Source organism: Haemophilus haemolyticus (genome assembly GCF_001008205.1).
Taxonomy (GTDB): domain Bacteria; phylum Pseudomonadota; class Gammaproteobacteria; order Enterobacterales; family Pasteurellaceae; genus Haemophilus; species Haemophilus haemolyticus_Q.
Window position 1 is genome coordinate 21,220 of sequence record NZ_LCTK01000007.1, and the last position, 25,297, is coordinate 46,516.

A 25,297-nucleotide genomic window follows, 5' to 3' on the forward strand; every position below is an offset into this window, starting at 1 on the left:
AAAAATGGATGCTTTTAAACAGCAACTGGAACAGCTTAGGGCACAAAATCAATATCGTTCAATTCCAGACTTAGTTCATCAAGGACGATATATTACGCGAGAAAATCGCAAAATGTTGAATATGTCATCTAATGATTATTTAGGTTTGGCATCAAATGAAAATTTGCGCCAGTCTTTTTTACAGCAATATGGCGGTAATTTCCCTTCTTTTACCAGTTCTTCGTCTCGTTTATTAACGGGAAATTTTCCTATTTATACCGATCTTGAGCAGTTTATTGCTCAACGTTTCCAACGAGAAAGTGCTTTATTATTTAACAGTGGCTATCACGCCAATCTTGGTATTTTACCGGCGTTGACGACAACAAAAAGTTTAATTTTGGCAGATAAATTAGTGCATGCCAGTATGATTGATGGTATTCGTTTAAGCCAATGTGAGTTCTTTCGTTATCGTCATAATGATTATGAACATCTAAAGAGTCTACTCGAAAAAAATGCCGGAAAATTTGACCGCACTTTTATTGTGACGGAATCGGTTTTTAGTATGGATGGCGATGTAGCTGATTTGAACTATCTTGTTCAATTAAAAAAACAGTTTCCCAATACTTATCTTTATGTGGATGAAGCCCATGCAATAGGCGTTTATGGTAAAAACGGATTAGGTATTGCTGAGCGAGCCAATGTGATAGCTGATATAGATTTGTTGGTTGGCACTTTTGGCAAAGCCTTAGCTTCAATGGGCGCTTATGTCGTCTGTGATAAAATATTAAAAGAGTGCTTGATTAATCAAATGCGTCCATTGATTTTTTCAACCGCACTTCCGCCGTTTAATGTGGCTTGGACTCATTTTATTTTTGAACGATTACCACAACTTTCAAAAGAAAGAACACATCTTGAGCAGTTAAGTGCATTTTTACGCCAAGAAGTGGAGCATAGAACGCAAATAATGCCAAGCCAAACTTGCATTGCTCCCTATATTTTAGGTGAGAACGAAGCAACCCTTGCTAAGGCGAAAGATCTGCAAGAGCAAGGTTATTATTGCTTGCCGATTAGGCCACCGACAGTACCCAAAGGTACATCCAGAATACGATTGTCTTTGACGGCAGATATGACAATGGATGAAGTAAAACAGTTTGTGGCATGCTTATAAGGAAATAATGTGAAAACGAAATTTTATGATCATCAAGGTGAGCATTTAATAGTTTATTTTGCTGGCTGGGGAACACCTCTTGATGCTGTGGCTCATTTGATTTTGCCAACAGATCATGATTTATTAATTTGCTACGATTATCAAGATTTGACGTTAGATTTTGATTTTTCTGCCTATCAGCAAATTCGTGTAGTGGCATGGTCAATGGGTGTTTGGGTGGCAGAGCGAGTATTACAGGGAATCACCTTACAATCAGCAACAGCAGTGAATGGTACGGGGTTACCTTGTGATGATAGCTTTGGTATTCCCTATGCTATTTTTAAAGGTACGTTAGATAATCTCACAGAAAATACTTGTTCAAAGTTTGAACGTAGAATTTGTGGTGACAAAGTATCTTTTGAACGTTATCAACAATTTTCTGCACGACCATTTAACGAAATTCATCAAGAACTCACCGCACTTTTTGCGATGATTCAGCAGGATAAACGCACTGATCTTATTCACTGGGCAAATGCATGGGTTAGTTCTCGCGATAAAATTTTTATGCCAGCTAATCAGCACCAATATTGGGCATCGCGTTGTGCGGTTCAGGAAATAGAGGGTGAGCATTATGTGTTTTCAAGATTTAGCCACTGGTCGGCATTATGGAATCATTAACTTCCGTAAATAAATCGCGTATTCAACACGCCTTCCAAAAAGCCTTAAATAGCTATGATGAACATGCGTTAATTCAACAAAAAATGAATATTAAGTTAATGATGCATTTGCAAGACTATTTACCAAATGGATCATTAGATAGCGTTTTGGAACTCGGTTGCGGTTCTGGTATGTTGAGTACGTTGTTGCAGAAACAGATTTCAGCCAATTATTGGTTATTTAATGATTTGTGCAATGTGCGCTCTCTACTCGCTGAAAAGCTGATTCAACCCTTTGATTTTTATTGTGGTGATGCAGAGAACTTTCCTTTTCAACGACGATTTGACTTGATTGCAAGTGCATCAGCGGTGCAGTGGTTCCATCATCCTGATAATTTTATTTCCTATTGTAAAACAGGATTGAAACCTAACGGTTTATTGGCAATTACGAGCTTTGGTGAAGATAATTTAAAAGAGATTCGCCAAATGACGAATGTGGGGTTAAGTTATCCGAATTTATCTCAATGGCAAAATTGGTTAGCCAATGATTTTGAGCTTTTATGGTGTGACGATTTTACTGTAATACTAGAGTTTGATACGCCATTGGATGTACTCAAACATCTGAAATATACCGGTGTAACAGCGACTAACCAGAAAAATTGGACAAGAAAAAATCTCAACAAATTTATTGATGATTACTTACAGGCTTTTAGGTTGCCATCGGGTAAAGTGCGGTTAACTTATCATCCATTGTTTTTTATCGCACGTTATTCTGGTGCTGGAAATTAGTAAGGCGTATTTATGGGCAAGGTTATTTTTGTATCGGGCATTGATACCGATGTAGGTAAAACGGTTGCAACAGGCATTTATGCTAAAAAGTTGATGGAACAAGGCTTTTCCGTTATTACACAAAAAATGATTCAAACAGGCTGCAAAAATATCGCTGATGATTTGCTTGTACATCGAAAGATTCAAGGGATTGATTTGACAGCAGAAGATTTACAAGGCGACACCTGTCCTTATCTTTTTGAATATCCTTGTTCTCCTCATTTAGCGGCAAAGCTCGAAGGGCGAGAAATTAATGAAAAAATTATTAAAAAATCCACCGCATTTTTGGCTGAAAAATATGATTATGTATTGTTGGAGGGGGCGGGAGGATTAATGGTGCCTTATTGTGACGATGCGACGACGTTAGATTATATCCAGTCAAATAATTACCCTTTGATTTTAGTGACATCAGGAAAATTAGGTAGCATCAACCACACATTATTAAGTTTAGAGGCTTGCCGTTCTCATGGTGTGTCAGTGTTAAGCGTGATGTATAACGGTTATCCAGAATACGATCCTATCATTAGTCAAGAGACACAAGGCTATTTAAAACGTTATCTTAAAAGATATTTTCCTGAAACGGGATTTGAATGCTTTGGGCGTATTGAAATTTAAGCTCAGGGAAAAGTGTGATAGACTCGCGCCAGTTTTTAATGAGATGATCTGCCGCTAAAGTGCGGTTAAAACGAGTAAAAAATGAATAACTATTTATTAAAATGCGAAAACATCAATAAATTTTATCAAGAAGGTGAAAATCAAACGCAAGTGTTAAAAGGCGTTTCTTTTTCTATGGAACATGCAGAGCTGGTTGCGATTGTGGGAAGTTCTGGTTCAGGGAAAAGTACTTTATTGCATACTTTAGGGGGACTTGATCAGCCAAGTAGTGGGGAAGTGTTTATTAATGGGCAATCCTTGCAAAAAGCATCGGCTAATGAATTAGCTGCTTTGCGTAATCGCTATTTAGGATTCGTGTATCAATTCCATCATTTAATGGCGGATTTTACCGCACTTGAAAATGTGATGATGCCGATGTTGATTGGTCATCAAAATAAAACAGAAGCGAAAGATCGTGCCGAAAAAATGCTAAATGCGGTGGGATTAAGCCATAGAATTACACATCGTCCATCTGCGCTTTCTGGTGGGGAACGTCAGCGTGTGGCGATTGCACGAGCTTTGGTGAATAATCCATCGTTAGTTTTAGCGGATGAGCCTACTGGAAATCTCGATCACAAGACCACAGAAAGCATTTTTGAACTCATTCAACAACTCAATCAAGAGCAAAATATCGCTTTTTTATTAGTTACTCACGACATGGGGCTTGCTGAAAAATTATCACGCCGTTTAGTTATGCAAGATGGTATTTTGAAGGAAGGTGTGTGATGAATACGCCGTTTTTTATTAGTTGGCGTTATCAACGTGGCAAGCAGAAAAATCCTTTGGTTGCATTAATTGCAAAATTTTCAGCTATCGGTATTGCGCTGGGTGTTGCAGTTTTAATTGTTGGCTTAAGTGCGATGAATGGTTTTGAGCGTGAGCTTAACCAACGAATTCTTGCAGTGGTTCCCCATGCAGAGATTTTATCAGCGCCCAATGCAACGGATCCAACCATTCATCATTGGCAAAATTTGGAAAAACGCTTACAACAAAATGCCCAAATTAAAGGTATTTCCCCTTTTGTTAGTTTTACTGCATTAGTAGAAAATGGCTCAAAATTGAAAGTGGTTCAGGTGAAGGGCATTGAAAAACAAGCAGAAGATCGTGTGAGCTCTCTTGGTAATTTCGTACAAGAGCAAGGCTGGGATACATTTGGTAAAGAAGGCGGATTAGTCTTGGGATCGGGTATTGCTAGAGAACTTGATGTGCAATCGGGCGATTGGGTTACCTTACTTATTTCTCAGCAAAATGGCGATGAACAACTTGCTCAACCCACTCGTGAACGCGTACAAGTCACTGCGATTTTACGTCTAGATGGGCAACTTGATTATAGTTATGCCTTATTACCGCTTGCTCAAGCACAAGAATTTTTGACTTATAAATCAGACCAAATAACAGGTGTTGAATTGAAATTAGATGATCCTTTTTCTGTGAAAAATCTGGATTTATCTATGCTTAATGATTATCCGCAGATGCTTTATATTCAAAACTGGATTGGTAAATTTGGTTATATGTATCGCGATATTCAACTTATTCGAACAGTGATGTACATCGCCATGGTGCTCGTGATTGGGGTGGCATGTTTTAATATTGTTTCTACGCTGATTATGGCGGTAAAAGATAAGCAAGGCGATATAGCCATTATGCGTACACTTGGGGCGAATAATGCGTTCATTAAACGTATTTTTATTTGGTATGGCTTACAGGCAGGAATGAAAGGTTGCTTAATTGGTATTGTGCTAGGCATTATACTTGCATTAAATCTTACAACCTTTATTCAAGGCATTGAGTGGGTTATCGGTAAGAAATTATTATCGGGCGATGTGTATTTTGTCGATTTTTTGCCAAGCGAGTTACATTGGTTGGATGTTTTGATGGTTTTAGTCGCAGCGCTCGCATTGAGTTTAATTGCTAGTCTTTATCCAGCAAGTAGGGCCGCTAAATTACAACCAGCACAAGTATTAAGTAGCCATTAATTTTGTGAATACCGCATGAAAGTGCGGTATTTTTTTGTCCTTTATTCACTCAATATTTCACTTTATTCGGCTTGCAAGCATGTGTTAAAGATAGTTTAATAACGAACTTGTAGGTTTTATTCTTAAAAAATACAACGAACTAGTTTACTAGTACAAAAAATAGGTGTAGATTACCTACATAATTAAAACACAACATTTGAAGGTTTGAGAGTGATATATGGCTAAAGAGAAAATTGAAATTGTCGTGGCAAACGACGATACGCGAATTGAAAAAGTCGATCAGGTGTTACCACCCATTGCCTTATTAGAAAAATACCCAGCAAGTGAACATGCTGCGGCATTAGTGAAGCAAACCCGTCATGAGGCACATAATATTATTCATGGTAAAGATGATCGTTTATTAGTGATTATTGGTCCTTGCTCTATTCATGATCCTAAAGCTGCGATTGAGTATGCAAACCGTTTAAAACCATTACGTGAAAAATATAAAGATAGTCTTGAAATTATTATGCGTGTGTATTTTGAGAAACCACGTACAACAGTGGGCTGGAAAGGTTTAATTAACGATCCGTATTTAAATGATACTTATCGTTTAAATGATGGTTTACGCATTGCACGAAAATTACTTTCTGATATTAATGATTTAGGTGTACCATCTGCCGGTGAATTTTTAGATATGATCACGCCACAATATGTGGCAGATTTTATGAGCTGGGGCGCAATTGGGGCGCGTACAACTGAATCACAAGTTCACCGTGAGTTAGCCTCTGGTTTGTCTTGTGCGGTTGGTTTTAAGAATGCAACCAATGGTGGTGTGAAAGTTGCTTTAGACGCAATTGGCGCAGCAGAAGCACCTCATTATTTCTTATCTGTAACCAAATTTGGTCATTCAGCGATTGTTTCTACAAAAGGGAATGAAGATTGCCATATTATTTTACGTGGCGGAGATAAAGGACCGAACTATAGCGCTGAAGATGTGGCAAAAGTTTGTGCAGATATTGAGAAATCTGGCCGAATCCCTCATGTAATGATTGATTTCAGCCATGCCAATAGCTGTAAACAATATAAGAAACAAATGGATGTTTGCCAAGACGTATGTAATCAGATTGCATCTGGTTCTAAACAAATCTTTGGAGTAATGGTGGAAAGCCATTTAGTGGAAGGCCGTCAAGATTTAGTTGATGGCAAAGCACAGACGTACGGACAAAGTATTACTGATGCATGCATTGGATGGGAAGATTCTGAAAGATTATTGCAACAACTTTCTGATGCAGTTATTGCTAGACGTAAAGTGACGAGTAATTAATTGAAATAGATAGAAGTACGGTTGATTTTGATCTGCTCCAAAAAAGTTAGACTGTTATTTAAAGGATTGTTTTCGATATTGTATCGGACTCAGTCCTTTTAATTTTAGTTGAATCCATCGGTGATTATAGTAATCCAAAATCTCTGACGGCATCAATTATCTCTTCTCTACTGTTAAATTCCCGACCATAAAAACATTACGTTTTTAATCGCCGCGGCATTGTCCTAGCAATTCCCTTTTCTCGATATACTTTGAATGATGCAATGTTCAGCCAAGATATCGACGATAGACACCTCCGCTTCAAGCTGAAAAATTCTCAAACACAAGCGATCTTCTTCTATTTTAGGTGGAGGTGACATTTTGGTATATTGGTATAGTGAGATTTCATAGAGAGTTGTCCAGATGGTTCACGAAGAATCAGCCTATTTATGCTATTTTGTTCAATGAATTTCAATCTAGTTCCAACTAATTTTTCTGAGAATATATTGTACGCTTTTCTAATACTGATTTTTCGATTCAGAATAGACTGGAGACGCTATCATTTCAATTCTATTGTATCGTATTTACTTATGATAAAATCTGCACCTCAATTGTTGGTTTGGTTAGTCCAACTTTTGGGGTGCAGATCAACTTAACCGCACTTTTGCTTTTTATGAATTACAGTACTTTCACAATGCTTTCACATAAATAACGAATATTGTCTTCAGTGATACCAGCCACATTGATACGACCAGAACGAACAGCGTAAATTGAAAATTCTTCTTTTAAGCGATCAACTTGTTCAGGTGATAAGCCGCTGAAAGAGAACATACCGTTTTGTTCCATGATAAAGCTGAAATCTTGTTCTGCACCATATTCTTTTAATAACTGAACGAATAAATGACGCATTTTTTTGATACGTTCACGCATTTCAGTTAATTCATTTTCCCATTCTTGACGAAGTTGTGCATCATTTAAGACCGTTGCTACGGTCGCACCACCATGAGATGCTGGGTTAGAGTAGAGTGTACGAATAATTGATTTCACCTGTGTTAATGCCGTTGAAGCAATTTCTGCATTTTCAGCCACAAGGGTAAAGGCACCTACGCGCTCATTGTATAAACCAAAGTTTTTAGAGAATGAACTCGCCACTAATAATTCTTTATGATTTGCCGCAAAAGCACGTAAACCGTAAGCATCTTGATCTAAGCCATTGGCTAAACCTTGATAAGCAAAGTCAAAGAGTGGTAACCAGCCATTTTTTGCTGAAAGCGCAGCTAATTCTTGCCATTGTTCTGGGGTTGGGTCAATACCAGTTGGGTTGTGGCAGCAACCGTGTAAAAGCACCACATCACCTTCACTTGCTTGGCTTAAATCTTCGAGTAAATGTTCCCAATCAAGGGCTTTACGTTCAGCATCATAATAGCGATATTCACGAATCGTCATGCCCACTGCATTGAAAATTGCATTGTGGTTTGGCCATGTTGGTGTACTAATCCACACATTTTGTGCTTTGGTTTGGCGTTTAATGAATTCCGCAGCAATGCGTAATGCACCTGTGCCCCCTAAACTTTGCGCAGTTCTTGCACGATTAGATTGGATGACTTCAGAATCTTTACCGAAAAGTAGTGCTTTTGTACGTTCGTTATAATCCGCAATACCATCGATAGTTAGATAATTCTTCGTTTTTTCCTTATCAAATAAGCGTTTTTCGGCTTCTTTTACCGCACGCATAATTGGGGTTGTGCCTTGCGCATCTTTATAAACGCCAATACCCAAGTTGATTTTATTTTCGCGAGTTTCGGATTTGAATGCTTCGCCTAAGCCTAAGATTGGATCGGCTGGTGCCGCTTTGATATGTTCAAACATAGCTTTTCCTTATGTATGTGTTGTGTGGTGGATAATTTTATACTTCAGCCGTTTTATTTTATCAAGAAAGATTTTTATAAAAATTAACCGCACTTTGATATTTTTAAATATTCATCAAAAAGTGCGGTCATTTTTTACATTATTTTAGCTTTTCAATCGTCCAATTTAATCCCGATTGATAATCTTCTGGTAACTCAGTACGGAGTTTTTCTAATTGTTGAATAATGACTGTTTTATTAGGATGAGAAAGATTGATATGTCCGACTTTACGCCCAGCTCTCACTTCTTTACCGTACCAATGAAGTTGTGTAAACGGTGTATTAAGCCATTTTGGGTTATGGTTTATGCCGATTAAATTTACCATTACACTTGGGGCGAAAGTTTGTAATTCAGGTGTTGGTAAATCGAGTAGCGCACGTAAATGTAATTCAAATTGGCTAATCGAGCATCCTAGTTGTGTCCAATGTCCACTGTTATGTACACGGGGCGCAAGTTCGTTAATCAGCAATTTATCGCCAACAACAAAACATTCCATTGCCATGACACCCACATAGCCTAGTTTATCCATAATTTTGCCGAGCATTGCTTCTGCTTGTTTTTGTTGTGCAGATTGTTGAGGAAACGCAATATCAACCACACTGTAGCGTAAAATACCGTTTTGTTGCAGGTTATGCGTAACGGGATAAAAACGTTTTTCACCATTTTTAAATCTTGCGCCTACAATAGAAACCTCATAATCGAAAGGAATAAATTTTTCTGCGATTACTTCACCAAATAAATCATCGGTGATGTCCGCTTTGTTTTCATCGCTGATAATCCATTGACCACGCCCATCATATCCGCCGGTTCTGCGTTTAACGACGACTTTCTCGCCAACAGTTTGGAAAACCTCATTCCATTGCGTTTTATCTTTTAATAAATACCAAGGAGAGGTAGAAAGATTCAGTTCATCAAGCAAGGATTTTTGAGTAAAACGATCGGCTAATAATCCAAATACATGTTGATTAACGAAGTTTTTATGATTGCCGAGTAATTCAGTCAAAGGTGTTTTTTCCCAGCGTTCAATTTCCGCCGTGATGATCGCATTTTCAGGTAAGTCAAAAACTGGCGCATTGAAGGCTAAGGGTTCAACATAAATATCTAAAGGTGCGCCCGCGTAACGTAACATTCTGCCGAGTTGTCCGTTGCCGAGTACATAAACAGTTGGGTATAAGGTGGAGTTTTGCATAATATTTCTCGTTAAATTTACGAAAAAAACAACCGCACTTTAAAAGTGCGGTCAGATCTGAAGATGTTTTTATATGCGTGGATCGGGATTATCCAATACAGCATGAGTTTGGCTTTCACGGAAAGATTGCAGGCGTGAAAGCAATTCTAAATCCCAACCTGCTAGAATTTGTGCGGCTAACAACCCAGCATTTGCCGCGCCCGCAGGGCCAATTGCTAATGTTCCGACAGGAATCCCTTTTGGCATTTGCACAATCGAATAAAGGCTATCTACGCCACTTAACATAGAACTTTTTACTGGCACGCCCAGCACCGGCACAAGTGTTTTCGCTGCGATCATACCGGGTAAATGTGCCGCACCGCCTGCCCCAGCAATAATTACTTTATAGCCATTTTTTTGTGCATTTTCGGCAAATTCAAAAAGTTTATCAGGCGTACGATGAGCCGAGACGACTTCCACATGATAAGGTACTTTTAATTCATCTAAAATCTGAGTTGCCTCTTGCATGGTAGCCCAATCGCTTTTTGAGCCCATGACAACGGCAATTTGTGCAGTTTTTGACATGCTATTTTTCTCAATTTTTTAATTAAAAACGTGACGTAGAATAGCACATCTTACACATATCAAGCAAACGTTTGCTAAATGGGTTTTATAGGAAAATACCATTGCAACTTTAAGGATAAAATTTTATCCTAAGCACAATTTTTATAAGAATAGGGCAAATTATGTTAGCCAAAGCAAAATATAGAAAAGATTACAAACAACCAGATTTTACTGTCACAGACATTTATTTAGATTTTCAACTTGATCCTAAACACACTGTGGTGACTGCAACCACAAAATTCCAACGCTTAAATGATGAAGCGACTTCTTTACGTTTAGATGGGCATAGTTTCCAGTTTTCCTCTATTAAATTTAATGGTGAGCCATTTTCTGCCTATCAACAAGATGGCGAGAGTTTAACGCTCGATTTAAAAGGTAAAAGTGCGGAAGAATTTGAACTTGAAATTGTGACGTTCCTTGTACCAGCCGAAAACACTTCATTACAAGGCCTATATCAGTCTGGAGAGGGAATTTGTACGCAATGTGAGGCGGAAGGTTTCCGTCAAATTACTTATATGCTTGATCGTCCTGATGTGTTGGCGCGTTACACAACCAAAATTACCGCAGATAAAACCAAATATCCATTCTTACTTTCGAATGGTAACCGCATTGCAAGTGGTGAATTAGAAGATGGTCGCCATTGGGTGGAATGGAACGATCCATTCCCGAAACCAAGCTATTTATTTGCTTTAGTTGCAGGGGATTTTGATTTATTACAAGATAAATTTATTACTAAAAGTGGTCGTGAAGTGGCATTAGAACTTTATGTGGATCGCGGCAATCTTGATCGCGCAACTTGGGCAATGGAAAGTCTAAAAAAAGCGATGAAATGGGATGAAGATCGCTTTAATTTAGAATATGACTTAGATATTTACATGATCGTTGCCGTCGATTTTTTCAATATGGGCGCAATGGAAAATAAAGGGTTAAATATTTTTAACTCTAAATTCGTGTTGGCAAATCCACAAACGGCAACTGATGATGATTATCTTGCCATTGAAAGTGTAATTGCTCATGAATATTTTCATAACTGGACAGGTAACCGTGTAACCTGCCGAGATTGGTTCCAGCTAAGTTTGAAAGAAGGCTTAACTGTTTTCCGTGACCAAGAGTTTTCTTCAGATACGGGTTCGCGCGCAGTGAATCGCATTAATAATGTGAAATTTTTACGCACTGTGCAATTTGCCGAAGATTCAAGCCCAATGTCACACCCAATTCGTCCTGAAAAAGTCATTGAGATGAATAACTTCTATACAGTGACGGTATATGAAAAAGGGGCAGAAGTGATTCGTATGTTGCACACTTTATTAGGTGAGCAAGGTTTCCAAAAAGGCATGCAGCTTTATATTGCTGAAAATGATGGCAAAGCGGCAACCTGTGAAGACTTTGTTTCTGCGATGGAACGGGCAAATAACCTCGATTTAAACCAATTCCGCCGTTGGTATAGCCAATCGGGTACACCTGAATTATTGATTAGCGATGCTTACGACGAAAAAACGCATACTTATCGTTTAACGGTTTCACAATCCACACCGCCAACCGCAGATCAAATGGAAAAAGTGAATTTACATATTCCATTAAAAGTGGCGCTTTATGATGTGAATGGCACGAAACAAATGCTACAACATAATGGCGAACTGTTGAGTGATGTATTAAATGTCATTAAAAAAGACCAAGTCTTTGAGTTTCATGGCATTTATGGTCGCCCAATTCCCGCATTGCTATGTGATTTCTCCGCGCCAGTAAAACTGGATTATGATTATAAAACGGAGCAGTTATTAGGCTTACTTAAATTCGCAGATAATCAATTTATCCGTTGGGATGCGGCTCAGATGTTATTTGCGCAAGAATTACGTCGTAATGTTGTGCGTTTCCAACAAGGCGAGCCACTAGAAATTTCGCCTGAAATTTTGACCGCACTTTCTCATGTTCTCAACCATTATGAGAAAGATATTGAACTGGCAACATTAATTCTCACTCTGCCGAAAGAAATGGAATTTGCCGAAGGTTTTAAAACCATCGATCCTGATGGTATTTCAGCCGCAAGAGCATTTATGCAAGCGCAAATTGCCGAGACTTTAAAAGATGATTTCTTGCGTGTTTATACCCATATTCGCCTTGATGAGTATCAAGTTACGCAACAAGACATCGCCTTGCGTGCAATGCGTAATCTTTGCTTAACTTATTTGGCTTACACCAATTTGGGTAACAACCTAGTACAAAAACACTACAATAATGCGAATAATATGACAGATACATTGGCTGCATTAAGTGTTGCAACTAAAGCAGCATTACCTTGCAGAGATGTGTTATTAACTGATTTTGAACAAAAATGGCAACACGATGGATTAGTGATGGATAAATGGTTTGCATTACAAGCCACTCGCCCAGATGAAAATGTGTTGGAAATTATTCAGTTATTAATGGATCACCCAAGTTTTAACTTCAACAATCCAAACCGTTTGCGTGCATTAGTAGGTAGCTTTGCAAATCACAACTTAAAAGCATTCCATAATGTAAGTGGAGCAGGCTATCGTTTCTTAACGGATGTGTTAATTCGTTTAAATGAAAGCAATCCGCAAGTGGCTGCGCGTTTAATAGAGCCATTAATTCGTTTTTCTCGCTTTGATGCTCAACGCCAAACGCTCATGAAACGAGCTTTAGAACGCCTAAGTATTGTAGAAAATCTGTCAAAAGATTTATTTGAAAAAATTGAGAAAGCGTTGCAGTAAAAGTGCGGTAAATTTTTTAAGTTTAGGGGCGTTTATTGCGCCCCTTATTATTAAATATTCAACGTTGGCAATGCTCTCACAATTCGCATAGTTTCTAAACTTACCGTCACTACTCGTAAGAATAATTCCATTGAATAGCGAGGGTTATTCATTGTTTCAATCGCCCAATCGTTAGCATCATTCACAATACCGCTGGCTTTGTCGGTTTTTACCGATTGGCGTTCCATGACCCATTCTAGCGCTGGTTTGCCATTGACTACATAATCGTAGGCTTCTTCAGGAATGTTGGTAAGCGTAAATTGGCTGTTGTAGATAACGGTAGTTTTATCATCCACTTTTTTACCCGTTTCCTCATCCATTTTTTTGCCGAATTTCATTTTTTCTACATAGAAATCTTCGCCTACACCACCAGTGATTTGGTTACCCAGTAATTTTAATCCACCTTTAAATAGCACGTCTTGATACATCGGCACGGTTTCGTAATTTAAGTGCAATTCTGCTAATTCACGTCCCGCTTGTGAAAAAGCCCAAAAATCTGCTGTACTTTTCATACATGGAATACGAGGCAGTTGCTTACTTAAATTATCAGAATATTTTTCTCGATATTCCTCGCTATGTAATAAGCCGTAGATATAGTAGAAGATATCTTCTTTAGTGAAATCCTCGCTTGGATAAGCTGCTTTAAAATGTGCTAATGCTTCATCTGTAATCGCATCATGGCGTTGGTAGTTTTCACTATTTTCCTCTTTTTCGTAGAGATAGAGAGGGAAGCATTGACTATCACCAATTAAATGCAGATCTGGTGTAATATCGGTCATTATTGTTGAAAATCCTTTTCCTCCAGTAACGGTTAGACAGATTACTTTGTTTTTTGAGTTATTTTCAGGAAAGAATTGCGGAATTTGGTATTGGGTCTCGTTAAATAACTTATTGAAATATAAATTCTGTTTTGTATAAGGACGATACAATGCAACTCTCAAATCATCAGTATTAAAATTAGCTTCTACTCGTCTATTGAGATTGTTTTTTAAGGCTCTGCTCCAGCTAATTTTAGTTGGATTTAAGTCTATAAAATTCGCTAATTCAATAGATTTATCACTATTGTGATATTTATTCATTTCTTGGTTGTAAAATGAGCAACAATTTTGCATGGTTTCAGTTAATTTAGTTTTAGATGAATTAAACACCCAATAATCTCTACTTGATACAACACCAAGAGAGTTAAGTCTAAAAATAGAACTTGATTTATCTTTTTTATCGCCCATTGATAAATATGTATCAAAATTCGGATCACGTTGGTTAAGCCAATCATTAAATTGGTCGGGAATAATTCGTGACCAACCATTTTTTGCAGAAATGCCGTTAATACTTTGAAAATCTTTAATGATTTCTAATTTCTGTTCACGGTTAAGATAATCACCAATATCGTGGAAATAAATTTGTCCGTGTTTTTCCGCATTTGGATTTTTCACTAAAATAGAAATGGCTACGGGTGTTCGTGTACCTTGTCCAAAAATGTTATCTTTTTCTTTACGGCGACGTTCTCCAGAAGTACGAGCGTTGCCACGTAAATGGAAAATATAGAGTGAACTAAATTCTTCCGCTAAGCATTTACGTAAGCCATCCGCAGAGTTACTTTCTAAATAACCGCCATTGGTGACAAAAGCAATCACGCCATTGTTTTCGATACGATCTGAAGCCCAGCGGATTGCACGAATATAACTATCGTAAATGGATTTTTGTAAACCTGCATTTGAGTATTTCACATAAGATTGTTCAATACGTTGATCTAAATTGTTATATTTGACATTTTTTGCATTATCATTTTCAGATGTTTGCCCAGCAGAATACGGAGGGTTCCCAATAATCACTTGAATATCCAACGCTTTTTGGCGTTTTCGGCGGTTGCTATTTACTTGCAAAATTTCATCGACTAGGTCTTCTTTTTCATACATTTGAAAGGTGTCTGTTAAGCAAATACCTTCAAATGGCTGGTAATCAGTAGAATTTTCTTGCGTGTTTACAGAATGTTCAGCAAGCAAGGCGTGATAGACCGATTCTATGTTAATTGCTGCGATGTAATAGGCGAGTAGCACGATTTCATTGGCGTGAATTTCGTGATACTTCAACGGTAATTTTTCCGGTGGAATAATGCCACTTTGCAGTAAGCGTGTAATGAATGTCCCTGTACCTGTAAACGGGTCAATAATCTGCACGCCTTTATCGGCAAGGCTCGCATTAAATTCGTTATTCAACACATCTTCTACTGAGCGGATAATAAAATCTACTACTTCCACTGGCGTGTAAACAATGCCTAAACGTTCAGCCATTTTCGGGAAGGCTTTGTTAAAGAAGCTGTCATAAAGCTCTTTAATAATTTTTTGTTTACCTTCTGGCGATTGAATGTTTTTCACTCTAAACTGGATGCTTTCATAGAACTCTTTGAGTTGTTTAGTTTCAGTTGCTAGATTTTTTTGCTCGAAAATATCCACCACTTTTTGCATCGCCTGCGACATCGGGTTGTGTTGGGTAAAGTTATCATTAGCAAATAGCGCATCAAATACTGGCTTAGTGATTAAATGTTGTGCCAACATTTCCACTGCTTCGCCTTCGCTGATGGCGTTGTTTAAGTCATCACGCAATTCTTGCAAAAATGCCTCAAAGATTGACCGCTCTTGGGTGTTTTGTTGGTTAGCTAAAATGGTATTAATGCGTTCGATATGCGTATTCGCAATTTTTGCCACATCATTTGCCCAATCTTCCCAATGGGTACGATTGCCGCATTTTTTCACAATTTTAGCGGTTAATGCTCGTTCAATTTCGCCAATTTCAAATTCCATTTCAAGCTGAGTTTCACCATTAAAGGAACTGTTGTCACGGTTACCAATGGTTTTTTCACCTTTACCAGAGGCTTTTTTCACTTTTGTTGGTTTTTGTTTTTGCTTCGCTAAAACTTGGCTAACAACAGAAATGACTTCAATTTTATCTTTTGCCGCACCGTCAAATTCCATTTTGTTAATCATCGCATCAAAACGGTCATCGTGGGCGCGTAGGGCGTTGAGCACTTGCCAAACGACTTTATAGTTTTCATTTTTTTCAAGAGCCTTATCAGGTTCTATACCAGCAGGAATGACGACAGGTAAAATGACATAACCACGTTTTTTACCAGGAGCATTACGCATTACACGTCCGACAGATTGCACTACATCAACTTGTGAGCTTCTCGGTGTTAAGAACAAAACAGCATCCAAAGCAGGTACATCCACACCTTCAGATAAACAACGAACATTCGAAAGAATACGGCAAGTGTTGTCTTCCTGTTCTGCTTTTAACCATTCGATTTTGGCTGATTTTTCACTGGCATTCATTCCGCCATCTACGTGTTCCGCTTCGCACTTAAGCAACAATGAATTATCAGGTCTGAAATCAGGATTTTGTTCTTCTAATGCTGCAATTTCTTGTTTCTGATAAGCATCAACCACATTACTAAAAATCTCAGCAATATTTTTGGAGCTAACTTTGTGAGTTTTTCCTTTATATTCTTTTTCAATTACTTGGCAAAAAGCGACCGCTCTTTTCATCGGTTCATCATCGCCTAATTCGTTCATAATACCGTATTTAGATAAGGCTTTCCAACAGCCGACAATTTTTGCCGCATCATCGACTTGAATTTCTGTGCCTTCAAAGAGTTTTTCTAAGCGTTGGTGAATATGGCTTTCTTCTACGGCTAAAACGAGCACTTTGTAATCAACTAATAGATTTTGTTTAACTGCACTTGAAAAGCTGATGGTGTAAAGGTCTTGCCCGAATTTAGTTTCATCGTCCATTGAGTAAACGGTGACACCTTCGGTTTTCTTGGCGTCTTCGGTATAAATACGCGGTGTTGCCGTCATATAAAGGCGTTTTTGGGCTTTGATGTAATCGTTGTTATGTACGCGAATGAATGCAGATTCTTCTTTATCGTCAAAACTCGCCCCTGTTGTTCGGTGAGCTTCATCACAGATGATGAGATCAAATTCGCCTAAGCCTTGTTGCTGAGCCTGGTGAATCACATCAATGGAATGATAAGTAGAAAATACGACCGTCATAGCTAAGTCACGGCTTTGTGCATTCACCGCTTTTATTAGTGATTTTGCGTTCGTCGTGGCAGGATATTGCAATTCATGATTAAGCTGTTGTACACGATCATCTTCATTTTTTATTTTTCCTTGTTTCCCTACATCGCTATCGGAACAAACGGCAAAGCAATGTAATGGATATTCAGATTCTTGTGTCCATTCAGTTAAACTTTGAGAAAGTAAGGCAAGACTTGGCACTAAGAAAAGCACTTTTTTGCCATTACCTGCGATATTTTCGGCAATTTTTAAGGAAGTAAAGGTTTTCCCTGTGCCGCATGCCATAATGAGTTTACCTCTATCTGCATTTTTTAAACCATTGCGCACGGCAGATAAGGCACTCTTTTGATGTTCACGTAGCGATTTTTTAGGTTTTAGTGGAAGCTCTTTTTGGAAGGCAAAATTATCCCAGTCTATTGCACTATTTTCTAATGCTGAGCGATCTATTACGGTAACAGGGGGATTTTGGTGAGAGAGTGAGTCGTAGGCATTTTCTGTCCAGTGATCAGTGGTTGTGACAATTATGCGTAGTTGGAAATAGCTTTTGCCTGATGCAGTAAAGAAACTATCAATATCAGCTTTGCTAATACGGTGATATTGTGAATAATTTTTACATTGAATCGCGTGGTTTTCGCCATCGTGAGTAACAGCAACAAGGTCAATACCAGTATCATTAGAAGGGAGGTTTGGGTAGTATTTTTCAATCCAATCTTTAAAAGTAAGAACTTCTTTATAGTAAACGCTGTAAAAAGGCTCGTTTTGGAAATAGAGCTGAATTAAATCCTCAAAATAGGTGCCTTTTTCGCGCTCGGAAAGGGAATGTTGTTGAAAGTCAGCTAGAAGTAGGGATAATCCTTGCTGTGCTGTGCTGTGCTGTGCTGTGCTGTGCTGTGCTGTGCTGTGCTGTGCTGTGCTGTGCTGTGCTGTGCTGTGCTGTGCTGTGCTGTGCTGTGCTGTGCTGTGCTGTGCTTGCCATAAAAAGCCTCATTTAATTAAAAATAAGGATAATTCTACTGAAATATAACTTACAAATAAAGAATAAAAGGTGAGGTTGATTTATAAAAATGGCAGGTCTAGTAACATAAAATAGTGTTTATTTTCAACTATTTCTTAGTGTTTAAAGCTTAAGTTTGAAGGAGCTAAAGTAGCTGAATTGATTCTATATTATTTGTTAGGTGAATGAAATGTTTAAATATTAATTTATTTCATACAAATCCTGAAAATAATAAGTTTGCATAATACTCTAAGATGACGCATTCTATACCCGTACAGACGTTTAGCCGTCTAAATGATTAAGAAAATTACTTTAAAATGGGAGTTATTATGACAACATCACATATCTTAGGCTTTCCTCGTGTGGGTGCGAAACGTGAATTAAAATTTGCACAAGAACGTTATTGGCGTAAAGAATTAGCAGAGCAAGATTTATTAGATTTAGCAAAAGCATTGCGTGAAAAAAACTGGAAACATCAAGCAGCGGCGAATGCGGATTTTGTGGCTGTGGGCGATTTCACGTTCTACGATCATATTTTAGATTTACAAGTGGCAACAGGGGCAATTCCTGCTCGTTTTGGTTTTGATAGCCAAAATTTAACCCTTGATCAATATTTCCAACTTGCACGTGGTAACAAAGATCAATTCGCAATTGAAATGACTAAATGGTTCGATACGAACTATCACTATCTTGTGCCAGAATTTCATAAAAATACACAATTCAAAGCTAATCCAGCACATTATGTAAATCAAATTCGTGAAGCAAAAGCATTAGGTTTAAACTTCAAACCTGTGATTGTTGGCCCATTAACATTCTTATGGTTAGGTAAAGAAAAAGGCGAAGCGTTTAACCGTTTCGATTTGTTAAATCAACTAGTGCCTGTTTATGTTGAAATTTTAAACGCATTAGTGGCTGAAGGGGCTGAGTGGATTCAAATTGATGAACCTGCATTAGCATTAGATTTACCTGCAGAATGGGTTGAAGCCTATAAATCTGTGTATGCTGAATTAAGCAAGGTGAATGCAAAATTATTGTTAGCCACTTATTTTGGTTCCGTTGCACAACACGCTGAGTTATTAAAAGCCTTACCTGTTGCAGGATTGCATTTAGATTTAGTACGTGCACCAGAACAGCTTTCGGCATTTGAAGATTACAGCAAAGTGTTATCAGCTGGCGTGATTGAAGGCCGTAATATCTGGCGTGCAAATTTAAATAAAGTGTTAGACGTATTAGAGCCTTTAAAAGCAAAATTAGGCGAGCGCTTATGGATTGCACCAAGCTGTTCATTATTGCACACCCCATTTGATTTAGAAGTGGAAGTACAATTAAAAGAGAAAAATCCTGCACTTTACAGTTGGCTATCTTTCACGCTACAAAAAGTAGAAGAATTCAATGTATTAAAACAAGCATTAAATCATGGAAGAGGTTCTGTACAAGCAGCATTAGATGCAAGCCAAGCAGCAGCAGATGCACGCTCAACCTCAAAAGAAATTCATCGCCCTGAAGTGGCAGAACGATTAGCAAACTTGCCAAAAGGTGCGGATCAACGTAAATCGCCATTTACAGAACGTATTGTTAAGCAAAATGCGTGGTTAAATTTACCGCTTCTGCCAACCACAAATATTGGTTCATTCCCGCAAACGACTGAAATTCGTCATGCCCGTGCGAGTTTCAAAAAAGGTGAATTATCTCTTGCAGATTACGAAGCGGCGATGAAAAAAGAAATCGAATATGTCGTTCGTCGCCAAGAAGAATTAGATTTAGATGTGTTAGTTCACGGCGAAGCGGAACGCAATGATATGGTGGAATATTTCGGAGAATTATTAGATGGTTTTGCCTTCACTAAATTTGGTTGGGTACAAAGTTACGGTTCACGTTGTGTTAAACCACCAGTGATTTACGGTGATGTGACCCGCCCAGAGCCAATGACAGTACGTTGGTCTCAATATGCACAAAGCCTCACAAACCGCGTAATGAAAGGAATGCTCACAGGCCCAGTGACTATTTTACAATGGTCATTCGTGCGTAACGATATTCCACGTTCAACCGTATGTAAACAAATCGGCGTGGCATTATCTGATGAAGTGTTAGATTTAGAAGCGGCAGGCATTAAAGTTATCCAAATCGATGAACCAGCCATTCGTGAAGGTTTGCCACTTAAACGTGCAGATTGGGATGCGTATTTACAATGGGCAGGCGAAGCATTCCGTTTAAGCTCAATGGGCGTGCAAGATGATACACAAATTCACACACATATGTGTTATTCCGAGTTTAACGACATCTTACCTGCGATTGCGGCATTAGATGCAGACGTGATTACCATCGAAACTTCACGTTCAGATATGGAATTATTAACGGCATTTGCAGATTTCAAATATCCAAATGATATTGGCCCGGGTGTTTACGATATTCACAGTCCTCGTGTACCAACGGCGACGGAAGTGGAGCATTTATTACGCAAAGCATTAAATGTAATTCCAAAAGAACGGTTATGGGTAAATCCAGACTGCGGTTTAAAAACACGTGGTTGGACAGAAACTATTGACCAACTAAAAGTGATGGTGGATGTAACGAAAAAATTACGCGCGGAATTAGCGTAAGTCATAATACAAAAAGCATAATTTTCAAACACAACATAATTAAAGCCGAATCCGATTGGATTCGGTTTTTATATAGCCAATTTTCTTTGAATTATCAACCGCACTTTTAGTGGTTTTTCCTGAATAAAAAACTCAGCAGAAATATCTACTGAGCTTTGTTTAATGTTTTTTCAATTTAAACTTTTTATCAAAATAAAGTATTATTTTCTATTAGGATTAATAAAAGCTGGTGGATTTGCTGGTTTAACAGAAAGATAGCCATAATCACCAGTAATCATGTGTGAATTAATGACACCATTTTCACAACTAGATATAGGCATATCAAATCCCATAATATTGATAACTAAAGTTGAAAGTTGTTGATGGAATAATCGCTTACACTGATCGAGTTCTTTTAATTTTTGTTGGATCTTTTCATTTTTTGTATAAATAAATACTGGTACAAGATATTGATCTTCTGCCGTTGTCCCTTGATTGTAATGATTTTTGGTAACAAATTGCCCGTGATCTGAGGTATAAATTAAAATATAATCATCTTTCCCTCGTTGTTTGAGATAATTAAATACTTTTTGAATAAATTGATCAGTATTATAAATTGTGCTGTCATAATTATCTAATGGTGAACCATCTTTAAATATTTTTTCTTCTTCGGTTAGGTATTCAGCATAAGGGCCATGTGAACCTCGTTGATGTAGCACAATAAAATTTTTTTGTTTATCAAGATCAATTTTTTGTAATAGAGGGAAGAGTTTATGATCGTTCATTCCTTGCTCTGGAGATAAACCCAACTGTGTTGGGGTGATTTGGTGATTCATCCAACTTTTTCCCATAATACTCATAATCATCATTGCGCGTTCTGGTTGTGCAGTATAAAAATGAGTATCAAATCCTTGAAGTTTTGCTAGTTTGAAGAAATTCGTATCGCCTTTCATTATTTGTTTTAGTCCATTTGGACGCGGAATTGCATTGAAAAGTGCAGGTACAGAGATGGCGGTCATTAAGCCTGCACTATACGCTTCTTTTAATAAAACATTAGAATTTTCGTTGGCTAATTGTCGAATAAAAGGCATAGTTTCTCGTTCATAACCGAAATAATCGACGTGTTTTGAAGTTAAACTTTCTCCCATAATAAAAATAATATTGTTTACATCAGGTGAAGATATAATTGCGGGCGTTGGATGTAAATAGTCTTTTACTTGACTTAAGTTGAATGTTTCATAAGGAATAACTTTTCCGATGAAATTACCTACAGAAAAGAAATTACTTTTTACTCTAGAATAAGCAGGATTTGAAGTAACGCCTAATTCTTGCGTAGAATAAAATGATCTACTAAATAAGTAGAGGAATAAGCAAATAAATAAAATATCAGATATACAATACTTGCTTACTTTTCTTGTAGGATATATAAATAATGCAGAAATAAAAATAATAGTTTCCAATAAGGAGTAAATTACAGGTGGTCCAACGCGATCCAACATTGTAATACCAACATGAGAGACTTCCCCAATTTCTTTGAACATCAGGAAGTAATTTGTGCCATTGATCCAATTATCATATACTGCGTAATGTCCAGAGTTAATAATAACAGAGGATGCAAAAAATAAACAAACAAAGAATTTAGTGATTTTATATTTTGAGAAAAGAAGAAAAATGATAAGTAATAAATTAATGCTGTAAGTTTCAATATAACGACCAAGTGGAGGAATATTAAATATATTTCGATAAATTATTTCGCTAATCAATAGTATTAGGGGGTAGGCTAATATGATAAATAATTTTGAACTAGACTTCATTTTTTCTCCAATTGATTGAGCTGTTTTATTTTTTAAATATAATCGTTGCCAATAGAAAAATCAACGTTAAATTTTTATTAAAAACATATAAAATTTTATGTGTTATGATAACTATTAATGAAAAATAGGATGATTTTTATTAATTAGATTTTTTATTATTTGCACATCATCTTTGTTCCTCGTAGAATACAAGCAGTCTTCCCTTTAAAGTGCGGTGAAAATTGACCGCACTTTCTTACAGTCAACTATCCTGAGAGATAAACGAGTATGTATCAATTATTCCGTCAAGGCATTTTTCAAATGGATGCTGAAAAGGCTCATAATTTCACGATTCAATGCTTGAAATTAGCCGGTAATCCTTTATTTCAACCGATCTTAAAATCTCTTATTAATGCTCCCAAAGGCTTTCCGAAAACAGTAATGGGTGTGAATTTTCCTAATCCCATTGGATTGGCGGCAGGCGCGGATAAAAATGGTGATGCGATTGACGGCTTTGGTGCATTGGGTTTCGGTTTTCTGGAAGTAGGAACTGTTACGCCCGTTGCACAAGATGGGAATGCAAAACAACGTCAGTTTCGTTTGATTGAGGCTGAAGGCATTATTAACCGTAATGGCTTTAATAATAATGGCATAGACTATCTTATAGAAAATGTGAAAAACGCACGTTATGAAGGCGTGATTGGTATCAATATTGGTAAGAATAAATTTACGCCTTTGGAACAAGGCAAAGATGATTATATTTTCTGTTTGAACAAAGCCTATAACTACGCTGGTTACATTACGGTGAATATTTCATCCCCCAATACACCGGATTTGCGTCAGTTACAATATGGTGATTATTTCGATGACTTATTGCGAGACATCAAGGAGCGTCAGGCTATTTTGGCAAACCAATACAATAAATATGTGCCGATTGCGGTAAAAATTGCACCAGATTTAACGGAAAGTGAATTAGTGCAAATTGCGGATACGTTAGTTCGTCATAAAATGGATGGGGTTATTGCAACGAATACTACAATTTCTCGAGATACTGTGATGGGGATGAAAAATGCGGAACAACAAGGCGGGTTAAGTGGAAAGCCGTTACACCATAAAAGCACAGAGATTATTAAGCGATTACATCAAGAACTGAAAGGTCAGATTCCGATTATTGGTAGCGGCGGCATTGATGGCTTGCAAAATGCGCAAGAGAAAATTGAGGCTGGCGCCGAGTTGTTGCAAGTTTATTCAGGATTGATTTATCACGGTCCAAAATTAGTAAAAGATTTAGTAAAAAATATTAAATAATGACAAAAAAATACGACTTACATTGTCACAGCACGGCATCTGATGGAGTGCTGAGTCCAACGGAATTAGTGCATCGTGCTTATGCGCAAGGCGTGAACGTGCTGGCATTATGCGATCACGATACGATTGCGGGCATTGATGACGCTGAGATTGCAGCGAAAGAAGTAGGCATTGAATTAATTACTGGAGTAGAAATCTCCACAAATTGGGAAGGGCGGGGGATCCATATTGTAGGATTAAACTTCGATAAAACTCATCCCCAAATGACCGCACTTTTGCAAAGCCAAAAAGCATTACGCGAAAAAAGAGCGGTGGAAATTGGCGATAAATTAGAAAAAGCAGGAATTCCTCATGCTTATGAGGGTGCAAAAGCTTTAGCCGATGGCGAGGTTACTCGTGCTCATTACGCACGTTATTTGGTGCAGATTGGTAAGGTATCTAATGATGGTCAGGCTTTTAAACGCTATTTAGGGCAAGGAAAATCGGCATTTGTCAAAGCTGAATGGACAGATATTCCCACAGCGATTAAGACAATTCATGCCGCGGGCGGTATAGCTATTATTGCGCATCCATTACGTTATAACATGACGGGGAAATGGGTGCGTAAGCTGATAACCGATTTTAAGGCTTGGGGCGGTGATGGCATGGAAATGGCGGATTGTGGTCAGACAAAAGATCAACGTCAAATGCTTGCTCGTTGGGCAAAAGAATTTGCTCTTCTGGGATCGGTTGGCTCCGATTTTCATTTCCCTTGTGGCTGGATTGAGTTAGGAAAAAATTTAGATTTAGTTGATGGAATCATCCCAGTTTGGGAAAAATTTTAGCCCGATAGATAATGTTCAAAATAATAAATACCTGTTTCCTTGATAATAAAATTTATTTGGAAACAGGTATTTTTTATGGTTCAAAATATAAAAACTGAATTTATCCTTCGGATTTTTTTTGATTATCTAATAAATAATGTGGCGGCAATTCAGGCATTGAATCTTGTTCATCAAAGGATTCAATTTCAGGTTTGAGATAAAATTCAGTTGCTTCATGATTGCTTTTAGTTTTACCTAATAATTGTGGCTGAAGTTTTACAAAAGTACTATTCGGTGCAAGCCAAATGCCGATAAACGCTTGATTAAATTTAGCATCAAAATCGTGTTCCAAAACGGTGTCATTTAAGACGAAGTAGCCTCTATCTGGTAAAGCAATATAGTTCAAAATATCGTTTGGTGAGAAATCTGGAAATGTGGATTGCATTTCTTTAAGCCAGCTTTGAGTATCGCCATCATTAAGTTTTAATGTTTCGATTTCTTTAATAAGCGTAATCGCAAAATTTTTTCCTTCAATGGGTTTTTCATATTTGAAAGAGAGCATTAATGGGCGTTCATTTTCTTGATAAGTGCCCGTTTCGGAAAATAAGCCAATGGTATAAACATGGAACGGCCCCCAAGTGTATTCGGCATTTCCGATGGGTTGCCAATGAGCAAAAGGTGCGGCAGAAAAAAACGTGATTATTGCCACAAAAAGGGATTTCATTTTCATAATAAATTGCCGTGAATA

The 25,297-nt window shown here is 37.7% G+C and carries 18 protein-coding genes; 11 read left to right on the forward strand and 7 right to left on the reverse strand.

The annotated features are described in order from the left end of the window. Positions 1-4: 4 nt before the first annotated feature. The 7 genes from bioF (at position 5) to aroG (ending at position 6,546) form a co-directional block, all read left to right on the forward strand. Positions 5-1,147: an 8-amino-7-oxononanoate synthase gene (bioF, locus tag AAX18_RS02475; protein WP_046952829.1), complete on the forward strand. Its 1,143-nt coding sequence runs from the start codon at positions 5-7 to the stop codon at positions 1,145-1,147. Positions 1,148-1,156: 9 nt separating this feature from the next. Continuing rightward, entirely contained in the window at positions 1,157-1,804 is a 648-nt protein-coding gene (locus AAX18_RS02480) for a DUF452 family protein (protein WP_046952830.1), read from the forward strand. After that, complete coding sequence (gene bioC / locus AAX18_RS02485) at positions 1,792-2,571, forward strand: malonyl-ACP O-methyltransferase BioC (RefSeq protein WP_046952831.1); 780 nt, start codon at positions 1,792-1,794, stop codon at positions 2,569-2,571. Before AAX18_RS02480 ends, bioC begins: the two co-directional genes overlap by 13 nt. A gap of 12 nt (positions 2,572-2,583) precedes the next feature. Next, positions 2,584-3,225 (forward strand): dethiobiotin synthase, encoded by a 642-nt coding sequence (bioD, locus tag AAX18_RS02490; RefSeq protein WP_046952832.1) that lies wholly within the window; start codon positions 2,584-2,586, stop codon positions 3,223-3,225. Between the two features lie 81 nt (positions 3,226-3,306). Beyond that, entirely contained in the window at positions 3,307-3,990 is a 684-nt protein-coding gene (gene lolD, locus AAX18_RS02495; RefSeq protein WP_046952833.1) for a lipoprotein-releasing ABC transporter ATP-binding protein LolD, read from the forward strand. Beyond that, the gene (gene lolE, locus AAX18_RS02500) at positions 3,990-5,240 is read left to right on the forward strand and encodes a lipoprotein-releasing ABC transporter permease subunit LolE (protein WP_046952834.1); all 1,251 of its coding nucleotides are present in this window, start codon (positions 3,990-3,992) and stop codon (positions 5,238-5,240) included. Before lolD ends, lolE begins: the two co-directional genes overlap by 1 nt. 217 nt (positions 5,241-5,457) lie before the next feature. Further along, complete coding sequence (gene aroG / locus AAX18_RS02505) at positions 5,458-6,546, forward strand: 3-deoxy-7-phosphoheptulonate synthase AroG (RefSeq protein WP_046952835.1); 1,089 nt, start codon at positions 5,458-5,460, stop codon at positions 6,544-6,546. A 54-nt stretch (positions 6,547-6,600) separates the two neighbouring features. Here the strand turns inward: aroG and AAX18_RS09080 are convergent, their stop codons facing one another. The 4 genes from AAX18_RS09080 to purE all read right to left on the reverse strand — a co-directional run bounded on the left by AAX18_RS09080 (position 6,601) and on the right by purE (position 10,186). Continuing rightward, positions 6,601-6,699: an IS3 family transposase gene (locus AAX18_RS09080; RefSeq protein WP_080948088.1), complete on the reverse strand. Its 99-nt coding sequence runs from the start codon at positions 6,697-6,699 to the stop codon at positions 6,601-6,603. A 504-nt stretch (positions 6,700-7,203) separates the two neighbouring features. Then, complete coding sequence (locus AAX18_RS02510; protein ID WP_046952836.1) at positions 7,204-8,394, reverse strand: amino acid aminotransferase; 1,191 nt, start codon at positions 8,392-8,394, stop codon at positions 7,204-7,206. Between the two features lie 139 nt (positions 8,395-8,533). Next, positions 8,534-9,622, reverse strand: a complete 1,089-nt coding sequence (purK, locus tag AAX18_RS02515) for a 5-(carboxyamino)imidazole ribonucleotide synthase (protein WP_046952837.1) — start codon at positions 9,620-9,622, stop codon at positions 8,534-8,536. A gap of 69 nt (positions 9,623-9,691) precedes the next feature. After that, positions 9,692-10,186, reverse strand: a complete 495-nt coding sequence (gene purE, locus AAX18_RS02520; protein WP_046952838.1) for a 5-(carboxyamino)imidazole ribonucleotide mutase — start codon at positions 10,184-10,186, stop codon at positions 9,692-9,694. Between the two features lie 161 nt (positions 10,187-10,347). Between purE and pepN the strand changes: the two genes are divergently transcribed. Then, complete coding sequence (gene pepN, locus AAX18_RS02525) at positions 10,348-12,957, forward strand: aminopeptidase N (protein ID WP_046952839.1); 2,610 nt, start codon at positions 10,348-10,350, stop codon at positions 12,955-12,957. Between the two features lie 50 nt (positions 12,958-13,007). On the opposite strand, the gene AAX18_RS02530 is transcribed toward pepN, so the two are convergent. Continuing rightward, positions 13,008-17,849 (reverse strand): DEAD/DEAH box helicase, encoded by a 4,842-nt coding sequence (locus tag AAX18_RS02530; protein ID WP_046952840.1) that lies wholly within the window; start codon positions 17,847-17,849, stop codon positions 13,008-13,010. A gap of 546 nt (positions 17,850-18,395) precedes the next feature. On the opposite strand from AAX18_RS02530, the gene metE reads away from it, so the two are divergent. Continuing rightward, positions 18,396-20,666, forward strand: coding sequence for a 5-methyltetrahydropteroyltriglutamate--homocysteine S-methyltransferase (gene metE / locus AAX18_RS02535; protein WP_046952841.1), 2,271 nt, complete (start codon positions 18,396-18,398; stop codon positions 20,664-20,666). 200 nt (positions 20,667-20,866) lie between these two features. Here the strand turns inward: metE and AAX18_RS02540 are convergent, their stop codons facing one another. Continuing rightward, positions 20,867-22,459 (reverse strand): phosphoethanolamine transferase, encoded by a 1,593-nt coding sequence (locus AAX18_RS02540; RefSeq protein ID WP_046952842.1) that lies wholly within the window; start codon positions 22,457-22,459, stop codon positions 20,867-20,869. Positions 22,460-22,726: 267 nt separating this feature from the next. Here AAX18_RS02540 and pyrD point away from each other — a divergent pair, with 267 nt between their 5' ends. Both pyrD and rnm read left to right on the forward strand, forming a co-directional pair. Continuing rightward, positions 22,727-23,746, forward strand: coding sequence for a quinone-dependent dihydroorotate dehydrogenase (gene pyrD, locus AAX18_RS02545; protein ID WP_046952843.1), 1,020 nt, complete (start codon positions 22,727-22,729; stop codon positions 23,744-23,746). Then, positions 23,746-24,570 carry an RNase RNM gene (rnm, locus tag AAX18_RS02550; RefSeq protein ID WP_046952844.1) on the forward strand — a complete coding sequence of 275 codons (825 nt, stop codon included), beginning with the start codon at positions 23,746-23,748 and terminating at the stop codon, positions 24,568-24,570. Before pyrD ends, rnm begins: the two co-directional genes overlap by 1 nt. A 100-nt stretch (positions 24,571-24,670) precedes the next feature. Here rnm and AAX18_RS02555 read toward each other — a convergent pair whose 3' ends face one another. Then, a complete protein-coding gene (locus AAX18_RS02555) occupies positions 24,671-25,279 on the reverse strand; it encodes a chalcone isomerase family protein (protein WP_046952845.1) in 609 nt (202 codons plus the stop codon). Between the last annotated feature and the right edge of the window lie 18 nt (positions 25,280-25,297).